The organism is Actinosynnema sp. ALI-1.44 (assembly GCF_001984155.1).
Lineage (GTDB): Bacteria > Actinomycetota > Actinomycetes > Mycobacteriales > Pseudonocardiaceae > Kibdelosporangium.
In genome coordinates this window covers 564,660-580,196 of sequence record NZ_MTQO01000049.1, presented here as the reverse complement: position 1 = coordinate 580,196, position 15,537 = coordinate 564,660, and the positions used below count along the sequence as shown (strand labels likewise).

Annotated in this window: 13 protein-coding genes; 9 read left to right on the top strand and 4 right to left on the bottom strand. The window is 69.0% G+C overall.

Features of this window, described 5'->3' with window-relative positions; genetic code table 11:
* The first annotated feature begins 7 nt into the window (after positions 1-7).
* From gntD to ALI144C_RS32410, 6 genes are read left to right on the top strand one after another with little or no spacing between them, the layout of a single operon-like run.
* On the top strand, positions 8-1,042 hold the full coding sequence (gene gntD, locus ALI144C_RS32435) for a guanitoxin biosynthesis L-enduracididine beta-hydroxylase GntD (RefSeq protein WP_076990958.1): 1,035 nt from the start codon (positions 8-10) through the stop codon (positions 1,040-1,042).
* Positions 1,043-1,054: 12 nt separating this feature from the next.
* On the top strand, positions 1,055-3,571 hold the full coding sequence (locus tag ALI144C_RS32430) for a non-ribosomal peptide synthetase (RefSeq protein ID WP_143230999.1): 2,517 nt from the start codon (positions 1,055-1,057) through the stop codon (positions 3,569-3,571).
* 15 nt (positions 3,572-3,586) lie between these two features.
* Positions 3,587-4,543 carry a class I SAM-dependent methyltransferase gene (locus ALI144C_RS32425; RefSeq protein ID WP_076990956.1) on the top strand — a complete coding sequence of 319 codons (957 nt, stop codon included), beginning with the start codon at positions 3,587-3,589 and terminating at the stop codon, positions 4,541-4,543.
* Positions 4,544-4,575: 32 nt separating this feature from the next.
* Positions 4,576-5,448, top strand: coding sequence for a prephenate dehydrogenase/arogenate dehydrogenase family protein (locus ALI144C_RS32420; RefSeq protein ID WP_168211395.1), 873 nt, complete (start codon positions 4,576-4,578; stop codon positions 5,446-5,448).
* Complete coding sequence (locus ALI144C_RS32415) at positions 5,445-5,744, top strand: chorismate mutase (RefSeq protein WP_076990954.1); 300 nt, start codon at positions 5,445-5,447, stop codon at positions 5,742-5,744. Before ALI144C_RS32420 ends, ALI144C_RS32415 begins: the two co-directional genes overlap by 4 nt.
* A gap of 2 nt (positions 5,745-5,746) precedes the next feature.
* Entirely contained in the window at positions 5,747-6,310 is a 564-nt protein-coding gene (locus ALI144C_RS32410; RefSeq protein WP_076991033.1) for an NAD(P)H-dependent oxidoreductase, read from the top strand.
* Between the two features lie 35 nt (positions 6,311-6,345).
* On the opposite strand, the gene ALI144C_RS32405 is transcribed toward ALI144C_RS32410, so the two are convergent.
* Together ALI144C_RS32405 and ALI144C_RS32400 are read right to left on the bottom strand one after the other, a co-directional pair.
* The gene (locus ALI144C_RS32405; protein WP_083753575.1) at positions 6,346-7,383 is read right to left on the bottom strand and encodes a ParB/RepB/Spo0J family partition protein; all 1,038 of its coding nucleotides are present in this window, start codon (positions 7,381-7,383) and stop codon (positions 6,346-6,348) included.
* Between the two features lie 527 nt (positions 7,384-7,910).
* On the bottom strand, positions 7,911-8,582 hold the full coding sequence (locus tag ALI144C_RS32400) for a GPR1/FUN34/YaaH family transporter (protein WP_076990953.1): 672 nt from the start codon (positions 8,580-8,582) through the stop codon (positions 7,911-7,913).
* A gap of 478 nt (positions 8,583-9,060) precedes the next feature.
* On the opposite strand from ALI144C_RS32400, the gene ALI144C_RS32395 reads away from it, so the two are divergent.
* The gene (locus ALI144C_RS32395; protein WP_168211394.1) at positions 9,061-11,115 is read left to right on the top strand and encodes an AfsR/SARP family transcriptional regulator; all 2,055 of its coding nucleotides are present in this window, start codon (positions 9,061-9,063) and stop codon (positions 11,113-11,115) included.
* A gap of 69 nt (positions 11,116-11,184) precedes the next feature.
* Here the strand turns inward: ALI144C_RS32395 and ALI144C_RS32390 are convergent, their stop codons facing one another.
* Together ALI144C_RS32390 and ALI144C_RS32385 are read right to left on the bottom strand one after the other, a co-directional pair.
* Positions 11,185-12,030 (bottom strand): SAM-dependent methyltransferase, encoded by an 846-nt coding sequence (locus ALI144C_RS32390; RefSeq protein ID WP_076990951.1) that lies wholly within the window; start codon positions 12,028-12,030, stop codon positions 11,185-11,187.
* A gap of 26 nt (positions 12,031-12,056) precedes the next feature.
* On the bottom strand, positions 12,057-13,457 hold the full coding sequence (locus tag ALI144C_RS32385; RefSeq protein WP_237774416.1) for an alpha/beta hydrolase family protein: 1,401 nt from the start codon (positions 13,455-13,457) through the stop codon (positions 12,057-12,059).
* 215 nt (positions 13,458-13,672) lie between these two features.
* Here ALI144C_RS32385 and ALI144C_RS32380 point away from each other — a divergent pair, with 215 nt between their 5' ends.
* Both ALI144C_RS32380 and ALI144C_RS32375 read left to right on the top strand, forming a co-directional pair.
* Positions 13,673-14,380, top strand: a complete 708-nt coding sequence (locus tag ALI144C_RS32380; protein ID WP_076990950.1) for a tryptophan 2,3-dioxygenase family protein — start codon at positions 13,673-13,675, stop codon at positions 14,378-14,380.
* Positions 14,377-15,537: an aminotransferase class V-fold PLP-dependent enzyme gene (locus ALI144C_RS32375; RefSeq protein ID WP_076990949.1), complete on the top strand. Its 1,161-nt coding sequence runs from the start codon at positions 14,377-14,379 to the stop codon at positions 15,535-15,537. The genes ALI144C_RS32380 and ALI144C_RS32375 overlap by 4 nt, the downstream gene beginning before the upstream one ends.

Below are 15,537 nucleotides of genomic sequence, written 5' to 3'. Positions count from 1 at the left end.
ACTCACCATGGCAAAGGCATCAACGTACTCGCCGGCTGAGACCGTCGCGTACTTCGACCTCGAGGAGAAGGAAAGCAGGCAGGTCGACGACCTGCTGGTGGAACTCGCCGGGCGCTACCGCTCGGCGGAGGACCACGAGTTCGTCGCCACGTCGCCCCGGCACGCCGCCAGGCTGCCCGGACGGCTGCTCGACGCGGTCGGCGACTTCCGCCGTGAGGAGACCTCGGCGGCCCTGGTGCTGCGCGGGCTGGTGATCGACGACGCCGAGATCGGCCCGACCCCGTTGCGCTGGCGGCAACAGGTGACCCCGGTGTCCACGCTGCGCCAGGAGATGTACCTGTTGCTGGTCGGCGCGTTGCTCGGCGAGGTGTTCGGCTGGGAGACGTTGCAGGACGCCCGGCTCGTGCACGACGTCCTGCCGATGCCGACGGAGAAGAACCAGCAGAGCGGCCACGGGACGGTCCGGCTGGAGTGGCACACCGAGGACGGGTTCCACCCGTTCCGGTGTGACTACCTCCTGCTGCTGGGCCTGCGCAACCCGGACGACGTGCCGACGACGGTGGCCGGTGTGGACGCCGTGACGCTCAGCCCGGAGCACCAGGAAGTGCTGCGCCAGGCGCGGTTCCTGATCCGCCCGGACACCGAGCACCTCAAGCACGCCGGTGAACTGGTGGCCGGGTCGTGCGAGGTGCACAGCATGCAGGTCATGCAGTCCTCACCGGAGCCGTGCGCTGTGCTGTTCGGCGGGGAGCAGCCGTACCTGCGGGTCGACCCGGCGTTCATGCAGCCGATGCCGGGCGACAGGGACGCGAAGGAAGCGCTCACCGCGCTGGTCGACCAGTTGGAACAGCAGTTGCGCGACGTCGTCGTGGGCCCGGGTGACCTGCTCATCGTCGACAACTACAAGGCGGTGCACGGGCGCAGCGCGTTCCACGCCCGCTACGACGGCACCGATCGCTGGCTGAAGAAGGCCGTGTTCGCACGCGACCTGCGCAAGTCCCGTCCGCTGCGGTCCACGGCGGGAGCCCGGGTCATTCACTAGGAGGTGGTCGTGGTGAGCACCGCACCGGCACGGTGGGCGTGGCGGATCGAGGGTGAGCTGGACGTGGCCGAGTTGCGCCGCACGGCGGACCCGATCCCGGTCCGCGTCGTGGATCTCGGGCACAGCACGGACATCCGGGACGCGGTGGGGCAGTTCGCCGTGCAGGAGGCACGGCAACTGGACACGCCTGCGCGAGTCTGCGTGTTCCGGCTCGCGGAAGGCGAGCACGTCGCGCTGATCACCACCCAGCGTCCCCAGGGGGTCCGCGAACTGGACGACATGCTGACCGAACTGCTCAAGGGCGGTGCGCCGGTGCTCCGGACGGTCATCGCGACACCGTTGCCCTGGCTCGATCTGCCGACCGATCACCCTCGGCCGGTGGAGCGCAGCTCGCGGGCCGCGACGGTGTCCGCACGTTGTGGCTACGGACCCTTGCTTGACTGGTGCACCGCGCACGACGTCGAACTCGTCGATCTGTTGCAGGGCGGGCTGGCGGCGGTGCTGGCCCGGTACTGCGGGGGAGGAACGGTTACCTTCGCGGCCGACCTGCCCGAAGGCGCGCGTTCGGTCCGGTTGCCGTGGTCCGACGCCGACTCGCCCGCCGGGCTCGTCCGCGCGGTGAGCAGGCTCAGCGCGTCGGAGGACGAGCTTCCGGCCGGTCAAGTGCTGTTCTCGTACACGGATTCCACGCCCGTCCCGCTCGCCACCGGCTGGACCGACAGGGACATGTGCGTGACCGTCGTACAGGAGCGCGACGAGCTGGAGGTCCGCGTCGACTACGACGTCGACCTGTTCGTTTTCCCCAGCGCGCAGGGTTTTCTGCACCGCCTCATCCGGGCGTGGTCCAGGATCACCGAAGTCCGGCGGCTCGTCGAGTTCACCGCGCTGACCGACGAGGAACTGCACGGTGTGCTCACCGGCTGGCAGGGCAACGAACTGCCCTACCCGGACGAATGCGTGCACGATCTGGTCTTCGCCCAGCCCCCGGACAAGATCGCGGTGGTGTGCGGGGGACAGCAGCTCACCTACGGCGAACTCACCGCACGCGCGAGCCACACCGCTCGCCGGCTCAGGGAGTTGGGTGTGGGCACCGAATCGGTCGTCGGTGTGCTGGCCGACCGGTCGATCGACTCGGTGGTGGGCCTGCTGGCCGTGCTGTGCGCCGGGGGTGCGTACGTCCCGATCGATCCGTCCTATCCGGACGAGCGAGTTCGTTACGTCGTGCGCGACTCCGGTGCGTTGCTGCTGCTCGGCACGAGGGATCGACTGGACCGCCTGCCGCGGCTGGAGCCGTCCGTGCCGGTGGTCGAACTGGCCGGCGACATGGATCCGGTCGGCCTGGCGCCCGCGGCGTCGCCGGACAACCTGGCCTACCTGATCTACACCTCCGGATCCACCGGGCGGCCCAAGGGCGTGGCGGTCACCCACCGCAGCCTGGTGCTGTCCACGTCCGCGCGGCGGATCGGCGGCGACCCGCCGACCGTGGACCTGGTGACCATGCCGTTGTCGTTCGACGGTTCGGCGGGCGGCCTGTACTGGACGCTGACCACGGGCGGCACGGCACTGCTGCCGACCGAGGAGGAGGCGCGTGATCCGCGCCTGCTCGCGCGGACAGCGCAGTCCTGGTCGGTGACGCACATCCACTCGATCCCGTCGCACTACGCGGTCCTTCGGGAAGCGGGCGGCCAGGACTGGCTGCCCGGTTTGCGGCTCGTGTCCGTCGGGGGCGAGCCGCTGCCGCACACCCTGGTCGACGGGCATCTGACCGATCACCCGGACGCGTTGCTGCTCAACGACTACGGCCCCACAGAAGCCACTGTCTGGGCTTCGGCCCACATCTGCGCGCCCTCGGACGGATCGGCGACGGTCGTTCCGATCGGGCCGCCGCTGCCGAACTACCGCGCCTACGTGCTCGACGAAGGCCTGCGTCCGGTTCCGCCGGGGATCGCCGGTGAGCTGTACCTCGGTGGCGACGCGTTGGCCCGTGGCTATCACGGCCGCCCGGCGCTGACCGGGGAGCTGTTCCTGCCGGACCCGTTCGGTGACCGGCCGGGCATGCGCCTGTACCGCACCGGTGACCGGGTGCGGCAGCGGCCGGACGGGGAGCTCGAAATCCTGGGCAGGGTGGACAACCAGGTGAAGGTCCGGGGTTTCCGGATCGAACTCGGCGAGATCGAGAACACCCTGGTGCGGCATCCCGCGGTCGGCACCGCCGCCGTCGTGCTGAGCCGGGACGGCGGTGCCCCGCGCCTGACCGCCTACGTCACGCCCGCCGCCGACAGCCTGTCGCGGGACGAGATCCACGCCTGGTTGTCGGGCGAGCTGCCGCTCTACATGCTGCCGGACGTGATCACCGTGCTGGACGAGTTGCCGCGCAACGCCAACGGCAAAGTGGACACCCGCGCGTTGCGCGGTGGCCACGGCGTCCCCGAGCCGACGGGCAAGAAGGCCACGGTGGACGACCTGGCGCCGGGGCAGGTCGACCAACTGCTGCAACACCTGCTTGACCGCACTCGTTCCCGGCTATGAGGAGGTGGGCTCCCGGTGGGCACGAACCCAGTCGCCGCGCCGTCTCGGCCGGCTGCCGTCCTGGATCACGTCCTGGACCTGCGGCCCCATCGAGTCCTGCAGATCGGGGTGGGATCAGGCGTGGCCGCCTGCGCGCTCGCGCCGTCGTGCGACGAGTTCTGGGGAGTGGACCCGTCGGCCGACACGATCGCCGCGGTGCGCTCGTGGCTGCACCGGGACCCGGACCTGGCCGGTCGGGTGGAACTGCGTGCACACCACGCCTTCGCGCTGGACGATCTGCCGTTCGAACACTTCGACGGCATACTGGTCAACGGCGCCGCCTTGCCGCTGTCGACTGAGGACGAGGTGTTGCGCCTCCTGCGTGCGGTCATGCCCAAGCTGGCCGTCCGTGGCGCGGTCTACATCGAGTCCTTGCGCAATCCCCGGCTGCTGGCCTACCGCGACGCGGTTACCCGCGGCACCACGACGGTCGGGGAGTCGCCGATCGAACCCGCCTTCTTCGCCGGGCTGCGCGACGGCATGCGTGTCCTGGGCGCGGTGGATGTGCGACTGGCCAAGGCCAGCCTGCAGAACCCGCTGACCCGTGACCGCTACTACGCCGTCCTGCACAAAGAACCGGCTGACCCGCTGCCGTTGACCGGTGTGCCGACGTTGCGCTGGAACCGGGAGGTCGTCGACCTTGCCGGGCTGACGAGCGTGCTCGGCGGTCCGGGGCTGGCCAGGGTCCGTGTGGTGGGCGTGCCGGACAAGTGGCTGCTGGCGACGGCCCGCGACGGCAAGCGGCGCGGCGAGACCGGGGTCGATCCGCTCGACTTCGTCAACCTCGGTGAACGCCTTGGCTACCGCGTGCTCGTGACCTGGTCGAGCATGGCGGTCGACCACAAACTGGACCTGCTGTTCCTCCACCGTCGGCTGGCCGACGACCACAGTCCGGTCGAGCTGTACCGGCCGGCCGGGGGGACCGCGCGATGACGCGGTTTCTGGTGTGTGGTGGGGCCGGGAGCGTGGGAAGCCTGTTCGGCCAGGTGTTCGCGCCTGTGGGCGAGGTCGTGGCTGTCGACGCGCGACCGGCTGGGCCACGGAGCGTCCGCGGCGACGTGACGCGGCCCGCCCCGGACGTCCGCGCGGAGATCTCGGCGGCCGACGTGGTACTGCTGGCGTTGCCGGAAGCCACCTGTGAAGCGGCTGTCGCGGCGGTCGCGCGCGAGATGAAGCCGGGTGCGTTGCTGGCCGACACGTGTTCGGTCAAGGAGACGGTGACGACGTTGCTCGCCGACGCCGCCGACCGTCACAGTCTCCAGGCGTGCAGCGTGAATCCGATGTTCGCGCCGGGCCTCGACCCGAGCGGACGCCCCGTCGCGTTCGTGACTGTCCGTAGTGGATCTCGGGTGCGGTTGGTCGAGGACCTCCTGGTGCGAGCCGGTATGCGGCTTGTTCCCGTGACCGCGGTCGAACACGACCGGCTCACCGCGGTGATGCAGGCCGCGACACACGCCAGCGTGCTGGCGTTCGGGCGGGTCCTGGTGCATGAGGACTGTGACGTGGAGAAACTCGTGCGGCTGGCACCGCCGCCGCACCTGACGATGCTCAGCCTGCTGGCCAGGGTGGTGAGCGGCAGCCCCGAGGTCTACTGGGACATCCAGGCAGGCAACGCCCGCGCCGACTGGGCGAGGCAAGCGCTGCGCGACGGGCTCGACCACCTGTCCACCGTGGTCGTTTCCGGCGACCGGCGCGGCTTCGCCGACGCGCTGGCGGAGATCAACCACAAGCTCGGTCCACGTGGGCCGGACCTCGCGGCCCGGTGCGCGCGGCTGTTCGGCAGGCCGGAGTCGCGCGTGGACCCGGATGAGGACGACGGAAGGCGGAATGCGGGATGAACACCGACGCCGATGCGATGCTCCAGCCGTACCGGGCGGAGCTCGACGGGCTGGACGCCAGGATCGCCGAACTGCTCGCGGCCCGGCTCAAGGTGTGCCAGCGGGTCGCGGAACTCAAACGGGCCGAAGGCATCCCGATGATGCAACCCCACCGGGTGGCGGGCGTGGCCGACTCGTACGCCGACCGCGGCAGGCAGCTCGACCTCAGTCCGGACTTCATGCGCGCGCTGGCCGGACTGATCGTCGGCGAGGCGTGCCGGCTGGAGGACGAGATCATCGATGGGAAGTGTTCCTGACGATGTCCTCTGTGGTCGCGATCTCGGCGAGCCCCTACGGCAAGTCCACGACGAGCCGCGTCGCCGACCTCAGCCTCAGCAGGCTGACCAGCGGCGGGACCGCGGTGCGGCACATCCGGGTACGCGACCTGCCCGCCGAGGCGCTGGTGCGGGCCGACCCCACGGATGGGGCTGTCAGCCGCGCGCTGGCCTGTGTCGACAGGGCTGACGGTGTTCTGGTGGTGACGCCGACCCATCACGGGTCCTACTCGGGCCTGCTCAAGCTCTTCCTGGACCTGCTGCCGAAGCACGCACTGGCTGGCAAAGCTGTGCTGCCGTTGGCCGTCGTCGGCAGTCGCGCACACGTCCTGGCGTTGGACTACGCCCTCGGGCCCGTCCTGAGTTCGCTCGGCGCGCGGCATGTCGTGCGTGGCTACTGCTTGTTGCGTGAGCAGATCCGTGTGGTCGGGGACGACTTGGTGCTGGAGTCCGACGTCGAGCGCACGTTGTCGTTGACCTTGGCCAATTTCCGGGAGGCAGTCCTGGCGCCGCGGCAGGGGACGGGCCTGGTGGTGCGCACCGCGTGACCATCAGGCCTGGAACGGGCACCTTTCACGGCACATCACGGCTGCTTGTCTTCCAGTTCGCAGGCGAAGTGCTGCCATGCCGATGCGTAGGCGCGCGCGATCTCGGCCAGTTCGCCCGCCCAGTAGGGCGGTATCGCCGCCAGCAGCCGGTCGTGGCAGTCGGCGCTGATGAAGTGGGGATCCAGCAACCGAAGCAGCATCCGGCCGCGTGCGTTGAAACGCAGCGCCGGGTCGGACCGCAACTTCCCCAGAGCGTCCTTGACGTCCAGGCAGCCGTCCGGCTGGGTTTGTTCCACCCGTTGCCGGTCTTCCCGTTGCAGGTCTTCGCCGCCGGACTGCTTCGCGGCGACGCGGTGTGCGGCGGCTGGTACCGGGTTCTCGCCCCGGCCGAGGCGCTTGCGGACATCCTGGACAGTGGTCGCGGACACCCCGGACTGCCTGGCGATCTGCCGCAACGACATGGAGGGGTTCGACGCCAGCAACTCGGCAGCCGTCCTGCGCCCGGCGGAGGTGTCCAGTGGACGGACCCGCCCGTCCCTGCCGAGCCGGTTCGGGGCTGCCGGGATGTCGCGGGCGATCCTGGTTCGGATGGCGCTCACCGTCTTGGCGGAGATGCCCGTGCTGAGTGCGACGGCGCGGTCCGACCACTCAGGATGGGAGCGCACGATGCGTTCGGCGGCGCCGCTGCGTTCGGCCAGCGACAGCGGCAGGCCGTGCTCGATGTTCGATTCGACGGCGAGGACGAACGCCTCGTCGTCGTCGCCGTCGAAGAACACCGCTTCGATCTCCTCGACGCCGTTCAACTTGGCCGCCTGCACCCGGTGCATGCCGTCGATGATGCGATGTGTCCTGCGGTGCACGACGATCGGGGGTAAGTGCGCGTCGGACTCGGCCAGCGCCCGCGCGTGCTCCAGGCTGACCGCGTGCACTCGTGGTGAGTCCGACGGAAGCAACTGGTCGACCGCGATGCGGATGCAGGGGCTGGTGGGGGACTGCTGTCCGGGCTCCGGGGATAAGGGCCGGGTGCGGGTTCCGTCGACCACTTCGCCTGGAGTCGTGTCGGCGGACTTCATGTGTCCCCTTCCCCCTGTTCCTTTCATGGAGCAATTCGCGGTGACGCTGCAGGGCGCAACGTCCCTGGACCGCACCGGTGGCGATCGCGGGAGCGGCCTCGTGCCGCGGAATCGACACGGAGTCGAAAGTTTGCCGACGACTCGTGGAATCGCGGACGCAGGTGGCAATCAGGCGAAGTGCGCCGTGATTGCGCGCTGAAGTAGCACTTGCCCCCGTATTGAATTAGCCCAGTTAATTAGTACCTGTACAGACCATAGGATGGCTACCGGCCGCTGTCAAACGGAGACTTTCCGCAGTCACTCAGCGTCGTCAAAATAACTCCGTTATACGATCGGCCGGGCCGGTTGGAGTGCGATGACATTTTCCTGGATCTGTCACCGGTGGCCGATATGGCGATGACCGTGACATATTCCGCCACGCACTCCGAGTGTCTACTATGGACGAACGGGGTCGCGCCGGAAACGCGGTCGGGTCCGGCGGTTGCCCGCCGGACCCGACCGGAGTGAACCTCGTGCGGACTGGTGCCTCACCGCCGCAGGATCGGCCTGCCCAGCGGCAGGCCCTTTCCCCCGGTGGCCACGGAGGTGACGTGCACGAGCAGGTACGCGCCGATGGCGATGAACCCGAACATCGTCACCCCGCCGATGAACTGCAGCGCGCGGCCCAGTCCGATGGACATGTTGTGCCCGTGGTTGAGCGTGCCGAGCAACACCATCAGCAACGCGACGTCGATCATCGCGAACAGCCCGGTGATCGCGATCGGCATCCGCAGCGTGGGCAGGGTGAACAGCACGAGCATGGTGAACCAGCAGATCAGGAACATCTCCTGGGTCGGGATGGTGCCGTCGGGTCCCATCCCGAACCACTTGTTGGCCAGGCCGAGTGTCGTGAAGGCGTAGCTCAGCCAGAAGACGCTGAAGATCGCGAACGCACCCGCGAGCAGGTGCTGCCCGCGCTTCGCCGCGCGGTTGGCGGCGATCAGCTGCACGATTCCGCCGATGGTGAGGATCGGCACCGGAGCGGCGACGGCGCTGTAGGGCACGTAGCCGATGAGGGTCAGTGCCATCGCCAGCGAGGAGGCGAGGAATGCGGGCATTCCGATCATCGCCGCGTCGCCGGCCAGCGGGTCACGCACGTCGGCGTCCCTGGCCTCGGGATGCGCGCGCTGCGTGCGCACTATTTCTTCCACGGTGGACATTGCTGTGCTCCTCGTTATCGGAGTGGAGCCCCTCGGTCGACCGGTGCTCGGTTGCCAGGTACTCACTGGGGGCTCGAGAAGTACGCTGGAGGTCGATCCTTTGTGTCGCAGGTAATTTAACCCCGTATTCCCTGCGAGCCCTCTCAATGCCCTCTCCACGGGCTATGCCCCTGGCTGGGTGTCCGGTTCGGGCGGGTCGCGGGGTTTGTGAAGTCTCGTCGTGCGGCCTGGGGGATTCCTTGCTATGCAAGATCTCCGGGCGGTCTGGTTGGCTGTCGAACAATGTGTCCGAAGGTGTTCGACTGTGGAAATTCTCCAGTCGTGCACGCACCGAGCGGGCCTGTGTGAGTGGTGTTAGCATCCTCTCAAAACGTTAGTCTTCTGGGATTCCTGGACGATTAGTGAACGGGCCGTAAACAATTTCACTGTTACGGACGTTCCGTCTACTGCCGGATTCTCCGTGGTAAGGGGGATGTGCATGTTCTGTCGACTCCTTGGTCCGCTGGAAATACTCGTCGACGGCGAGCCGCTGCCGATCGGCCGCAACCGCCAGCTGACGGTCATGGCCTGCCTCGCCCTGGCGGCCGGGCAAGCCGTCTCGGCGCGCAGCCTGGTCGAGGCGGTCTGGTCGGGTACGTCACCGCAGACCGCCGAGGAGCAGGTCCAAACGCTGATCTGGCGCCTGCGCAAGGCATTACGCGCCGCGGGCGCACCGGACAACGTCATCGAGACGACGGCCGTGGGATACCGGTTGCGGATCGACGAGTCCCAGACCGACATCGCCGAGTTCGAGCGCCTCGTCGTGCGGGCGAGGTCGGTCGCGGCCACCGGGGACTACGCGAAGGCGATCAACGATTACACGGCTTCGTTGAACCTGTTCCGCGGACCGGTGCTGGGCGAGCTCACCAGCCCGTCCGTCGCCGCGATCGCCGCGCAGTGGGAGGAACGCCGCCTCGCCACGATCGAGGAGGTCATCGAGCTGGAACTCAAGCAGGAGAAGTACCGCGAGGTCGTCGGCAAGTTACGCGGGCTGGTCGGCCGGTTCCCGCTGCGCGAGGGCCTGCGGTGCCTGCTGATGACGGCGCTGCACGGATGCGGCCGTCGGGCCGAGGCTCTGTCGGTCTTCCGCGAGGGACGCAAGGCCCTGGTCGAGCAACTCGGCCTGGAACCGGGCCAGCGCCTGCAGGAAGTGCACCGGGAAGTCCTCGCAGGCAAGGAAAGGGCGAGTGCGCCGACGGTCGACGCCGCCGTTTTCGTCCGCGCCCCGGCCCAATTGACCGCCGACACCAGCGATTTCACCGGACGGTCGGGTCTCGTGGCCGAAATGGTCGACGACCTCGAAAGCGCTGAACAAGCGCCCAGTCGGCAAGGTGCGCCCCGAATCACGGTCGTGGTCGGCAAATGCGGCGTCGGCAAGACCGCTCTCGCCGTGCGTGCCGCGCACCAGGCCCGTCAGGCGTTCCCGGACGGACAGCTCTACGCCGACCTCGGCGGGACGCGGGCCGAGCCCGCCACACCGACCGAGATCCTGCACCAGTTCCTGCACGCGCTGGGAATCCCGCAACAGGCCATCCCGCACGACTTCCGTGAGCTCGCCTCGGTCTACCGCAGTCTGCTCGCCACCCGCCGGATGCTGGTGCTGCTGGACGACGCCGAAGGCGCGGAGCAGGTCCGGCCGCTGCTGCCGGGAACCGGGTCGAGCGCGGTGGTGATCACCAGCAGGTCCAACCTGACCGAGCTGCCCGGCGCCCACCTGGTCGAGCTGGGTCCGTTGCGCACCAGCGAAGCACTGGAACTGCTCCGCGGGATCGCGGGTCCGGCCGGTGACACGGGGGAGGCCGCGGCCCAGGAGATCGTCGCGGCCAGCGGTGGCCTGCCGCTGACCATCCGGGCGGCCGGTGCCCGGCTGCGCGCCCGGCCCCAGCTGCGGCTGACCTACCTCGCCGAACGGCTGCGCAGCCCGGCATCCCGGTTGGACGAGCTGACCCACGGTTCGCTGGACCTGCGGGCCCGGCTGGCAGGCAGCGAGTACCGGCTCGGCGACGCGGCCAAAGCACTCTGGTACCGGCTCAGCCTGCTCGGGGTGCCCGACTTCCCGTCGTGGGTCGGCGCGCCGTTGCTGGACCTGAAGACGTCCGTGTCGGAGAAGTTGCTGGACGAGCTCGTCTACCGGCAGGTGCTGGAGGTCGCGGGCGAGGACGTCCTCGGTGGCGTGCGGTACCGGATGGACGAACTGACCAGGCTGTACGCGCAGGACAAAGCCGGCGAGGTGCTCTCGGCGTCCACACGGGACTCGGCACTGCGCCGGGCACTCGACACTTGGCTGTGGCTGTCCCAACAGGCACAGGGAGCGCTCGAGCCCGCGGACGGTCCCACCCGTCCGCCCGTGCCGAACCCCGCCGTCGGCCACGACATCGTGGACGAGGTCCTGGCGAAACCGGTGAGCTGGCTGCGGGCCGAGCAGCCCGCGCTGAAGTGGGTCGAGCGGTGCTGTGGCCCGGACCGCGACATGGCCATGCGGCCCGCGTCCTAGACCCCGCACAGCGAAGAGCCTCTGGCGGATCCTTCGTGATCCACCAGAGGCTCGTGAACGGACGACCGGTTACCGAACCGCGTGTGCCAGCCAGAGCCAGGTTTCCCCGCCTTCCGGTACACGGCCGCAGCTGACCGCGGGATCGTTGTTGGCGTGCACCTCGGCGCGCCACCCGTGCCGGCCCAGCCAGCCGGTGAGGTCGTCCTGAGCGGAAAGCCACCGCGCGCCCTGCGATTCGACCACGTCGCGCAGCGGTGTGTCGGTCGACGTGAGCGAGCGGTCGGACAGGTGCTCGAGCAGCAGTTCACTGCCGGGCGCGGACACCTCGCTCACCTCGGCCAGCAGCTTGTCACCGGCTTGCGGCGACAGGTACATCAGCAGCCCTTCGATCAGGAACGCGGTCGGCACCGACGGGTCGAAGTCGGTGTCCCGCAGCCGTTGCGCCCAGTCGCCGGTCAGGTCGGCGGCGACGCCCTGCCTGGCACAGGTCGGCGGCAGCGCGGAACGATCCAGCAGGTGCTGCTTGAACGCCGTCATCACCGGCAGATCCACCTCGTACCACCGGGTTCCCGGTGGGCAGTGCAACCGGGTTGTCCGGCCGTCGAGACCGGCCGCGAGGCTCACCACCTGCCGGATGCCGCGGTGCATCGCGGTGGTCAGCCGGTCGTCGATGTAGCGGGTCCGCACCGCGATGAACGAGAACCGCGGGCTGCGCAGCTGGTCGGCCAGCGGGCCGCCGTCACGCAGCGCGGCCACCAGTTCGGCGGTTTCCGGTGCCTCGCCCAGTTCGCTGAGCACCTCGTCGGCGAACTGGTCGCGGAACAACGCGTCCGGCCGTTCGGCCTCGGCGGAGCGGATCCAGGACACCATGATCGCGGTACGGCCGACCCCGGTCGGAACTTCCGTTGTCGTCACTTTTCCTCCCAATGGATTTGACCAACTCAGGCGAAGACCAGTCCCCAGTACAGCGACCACGGCACGAGGACCACGCCGCCGAAGAGCAGCAGGCCGAGCCGGATTCGTTCGCCACCATGGACTTCCCCGCGACGACGCCACCACATGACCGCCAGGGCGACCGTCGCGGCCAAGGCGACCAGGGTCAGGATCCGGACGACCAGGAACGGCAGGGCGAAACCGCCGACGACGGTGCCGGGCGAGCGGCTCAGCAACAACGTGACCACGTACCCGAGCAGGGCCAGTGGGGCCAGCAGGCCCGTGATCGCGAGCAGCCGGGCAGGACGGCGCAGCACCGGCTTTCCGGCGCGCCGACGGATCTTGCGCACAGCGGCGACACAGAAGTACCCCGCGAACGCCACCACAAACACCGAGAGCGCTACCAGTTGGAACCCGGTCGACTCGTACCAGCTCTGGGGCGTGACCGGTGCGCTCACGCGATCCTGCTGGGGCATCGGGTCCACGCTGGCTTGCCGGGCCTGGTCAGGCAGGCTCCCGACCCACTGGCCGACGAGATCGAAGAACTCCGGGATGATCGCGGCGGCACCGGAGAAGTCGTCACTGGAGCGCGACAGCGCATGGCCGACGCCGGGGAACACCTTCAATGTGTAGTCGTCGTTGCCCGCGCGGTCCAGTGCACGCCGCACAGTCGTCATCGACTCGGCGGGCGGCACCGTGTGGTCCTCGCTGCCCCACACCGCCAGTACCGGCGCACGGGTCCGTTCGAGGACGGGAACCGTGTCGTAGTCGGCCTCGGGGAACTGGCCGAGCCCGGCGACCAGCCGGACTCCCTTGAGCGGCAGGGAATCGGGGATCGAACCGGCGGCCCCGGACCGGTGCACGGAGTTCGTCAGCTGCCACGCGGTCTGCCGGGCCGGTGGTACGCCACTGGCGGAGATCAGCACCAGGAAGCGCACGTCGGCGGAACGGGACGCGGCCAGCGGTGCGACCCACGCGCCCTCGCTGGCGCCCCACAGCCCAACCCGCTCCGGATCGACGTCATCCCTGGCACGCAACGCTTTCACGGCAGCGAGTGCGTCGTCGGCCAGCTGGGAGTAGGACCGTTCGGTCACTGAGTAACCGGCTGTGCGGCGCTTGTAGACGAGCGACACGACACCGGTCCGCGTCAGTGGCTCCATGAAGGCGCGCACCTGCTCGGCCGACGGCTCCGGTCCGGATCCGGACACCAGGACCATGCCCGGACGGCGCTGCCCGGTTCCCGGCGGCGTGAACACCATGCCGTGCAGGGTTTCCCCGTTGCTCGGGAACGAGACTTCCTGCGCGGATCCCGCGGGCCGCGGCTGCTGCGCCATCGCGCCGGTGGCGGTCGGAACAAGCGACATCGCCGCCACGGCGAACACATCAAGGAATTTTCGGACAGCCGACACCAGTCCTCCTCTCCGCGTGTTCTTCTCGGTAGTGGGACATCGGCGAAAACGGTCATCCGCCGTGCGGCCCATGCTGCCGATGTGGTGCGAGACAAGCAACCCGGCGGTAGGGGAGTGAGAAATCGCTGAGACCCGCTTGATAGCCGGGGTGATAGCCGGCCCGGATAGGTTTTCCGGTGTGACTGTCCACGACGGGATGCCGGAGAGTCGTTGCCATGACGGATTATTCCCAGCAGGTGCTGCCCGGCGAGGGCGCGGACGACTACGCGCGGTACATGCGCACGGACACGTTGCTGGCACTGCAACGGCGGCCGGACGAGGTGGTGCACCGGGACGAGTTGCTGTTCCAGGTCGTGCACCAGTCGACCGAGTTGTGGCTCAAACTGGCCTGTGCCGAACTGGACGAGGCGACCGAACGGATCAAGGCGGGTGAACTGGAGACCGCCACCCGCCTGATCGGCCGGTCCAGTCTCGGCATCGAACTGGTCACCGGTCAGCTCGACATGATGAAGCACCTCTCACCGTGGGATTTCCAGACGATCAGGACGGTTCTCGGCCACGGTTCCGGTGCCGATTCGCCGGGCTGGCGCGCGGTGCGGAAGCACGGCAGGAAGATCAGCAGCGCCTTCGGTGACCTGGTCGCGCAGCGCGGGATCGATCTCGCCGAGCTCTACCGCAGCAAGCTCGACAGCGTCGAGCAGCGACTGGCGGAGGCCCTGATCGAGTGGGACGAACGCGTCGCGTTGTGGCGGGCTTCGCACTACAAGATGGCCACCCGGATCCTCGGCCACGGGTCCGTCGGTACCCAGGGAATGGCGGTCGACGCACTGACCAAGCTCATCAAGCACCAGTTCCTGCCCGATCTGTGGCGCGCCCGCAGCGAGTTGACCGACACCGGTCCGATGGGAACGGGGGCCGCATGACCCCGGGGACGACACCGGCGATGGCACCGGACGAGTTCCGGGGGCACTTTCCCGCCCTCGCGGACCGCGTCCACCTGTGCAGCTGCAGCCTCGGTGCCCGCTCGACCGAGTTGGACGCCGCGATGGGACAGATGCTGGAGGACATGACCGGCGGCCCGCGTGCCTGGGAGTTGTTCGAGGACCAGGCGGAGCAGGCCAGACGGCGGTTCGCCGCACTCGTCGGGGCCGACCCGGGGCAGGTCGCGCTGATGCCCAACGCGTCGGTCGGCGCGTACCAGATCGCCTCCACAATGGACTGGTCACGGCGGCCGCGGGTGGTCACGACCACGATGGAGTTCCCCTCGATCGCTCAGGTGTGGCTGGCCCAGCGGCAACGGGGAGCCGAAGTCGTGCATGCCGCGAACCAGGGCGAGTACCTCGATCTGCTGGACTCGCGGACCAAGGTGGTCTCCGTGCCGCTGGTCACCTACCAGCACGCGAGCCGGTTACCGGTGGCAGAGCTTGCCCGTGCCGCGCACGAGCGCGGCGCACACGTGTTCGTCGACGCCTACCAGGCGGTCGGCGTGCAACCGGTGAACGTCGACGAGCTGGACTGCGACTTCCTGGTTGCGGGCACGATGAAGTACCTGCTTGGTCTGCCCGGCGCGGCGTTCCTGTACGTGCGGTCGCCGGAACTGGTCGACCGCGCCCCCGAGCTGACCGGGTGGTTCGGCAGGCGCGACCCGTTCGCGTTCGATCCGACGATCCTGGACTTCCCTCCCACCGCGGCCAGGTACCAGACCGGTACGCCCGCGGTCGCGGCCTGCTACGCGGCGAACACCGGTCTGCGCCTGGTCGAACAGATCGACCTGGCCGCTGTCCGCACTCATGTGCTGAGCCTGGGCGAACTGGCCGCCGAACGCCTCACCGAGCAGGGGGAGCGGATCGCCGCTCCGCCGCCCGGGCAGCGCGGCGCCCACATCGGGCTGGCCGATCCCGATCCGGCCGCGTTGGCGCGTCGTCTCGGCAGGCGCGGCATCGGCGTCAGCCCGCGCGGTGACGTGGTGCGGATGTCTTTCCACTACTACAACAACGCCGAGGATGTGACCGCGCTGTGTGACACCGTCAGCGCATACCGCCGCGCGGGCACAACCAACCGATCACGAGTCGAGTGGTAG

Bases quoted from the DNA above. Each gene is read 5' to 3' on its own strand.
- gntD (WP_076990958.1), top strand. From the start codon at position 8: ATGGCAAAGGCATCAACGTACTCGCCGGCTGAGACCGTCGCGTACTTC.
- ALI144C_RS32415 (WP_076990954.1), top strand. From the start codon at position 5,445: ATGAACACCGACGCCGATGCGATGCTCCAGCCGTACCGGGCGGAGCTC.
- ALI144C_RS32410 (WP_076991033.1), top strand. From the start codon at position 5,747: ATGTCCTCTGTGGTCGCGATCTCGGCGAGCCCCTACGGCAAGTCCACG.
- ALI144C_RS32405 (WP_083753575.1), bottom strand. From the start codon at position 7,383: ATGAAGTCCGCCGACACGACTCCAGGCGAAGTGGTCGACGGAACCCGC.
- ALI144C_RS32400 (WP_076990953.1), bottom strand. From the start codon at position 8,582: ATGTCCACCGTGGAAGAAATAGTGCGCACGCAGCGCGCGCATCCCGAG.
- ALI144C_RS32395 (WP_168211394.1), top strand. From the start codon at position 9,061: ATGTTCTGTCGACTCCTTGGTCCGCTGGAAATACTCGTCGACGGCGAG.
- ALI144C_RS32380 (WP_076990950.1), top strand. From the start codon at position 13,673: ATGACGGATTATTCCCAGCAGGTGCTGCCCGGCGAGGGCGCGGACGAC.
- ALI144C_RS32375 (WP_076990949.1), top strand. From the start codon at position 14,377: ATGACCCCGGGGACGACACCGGCGATGGCACCGGACGAGTTCCGGGGG.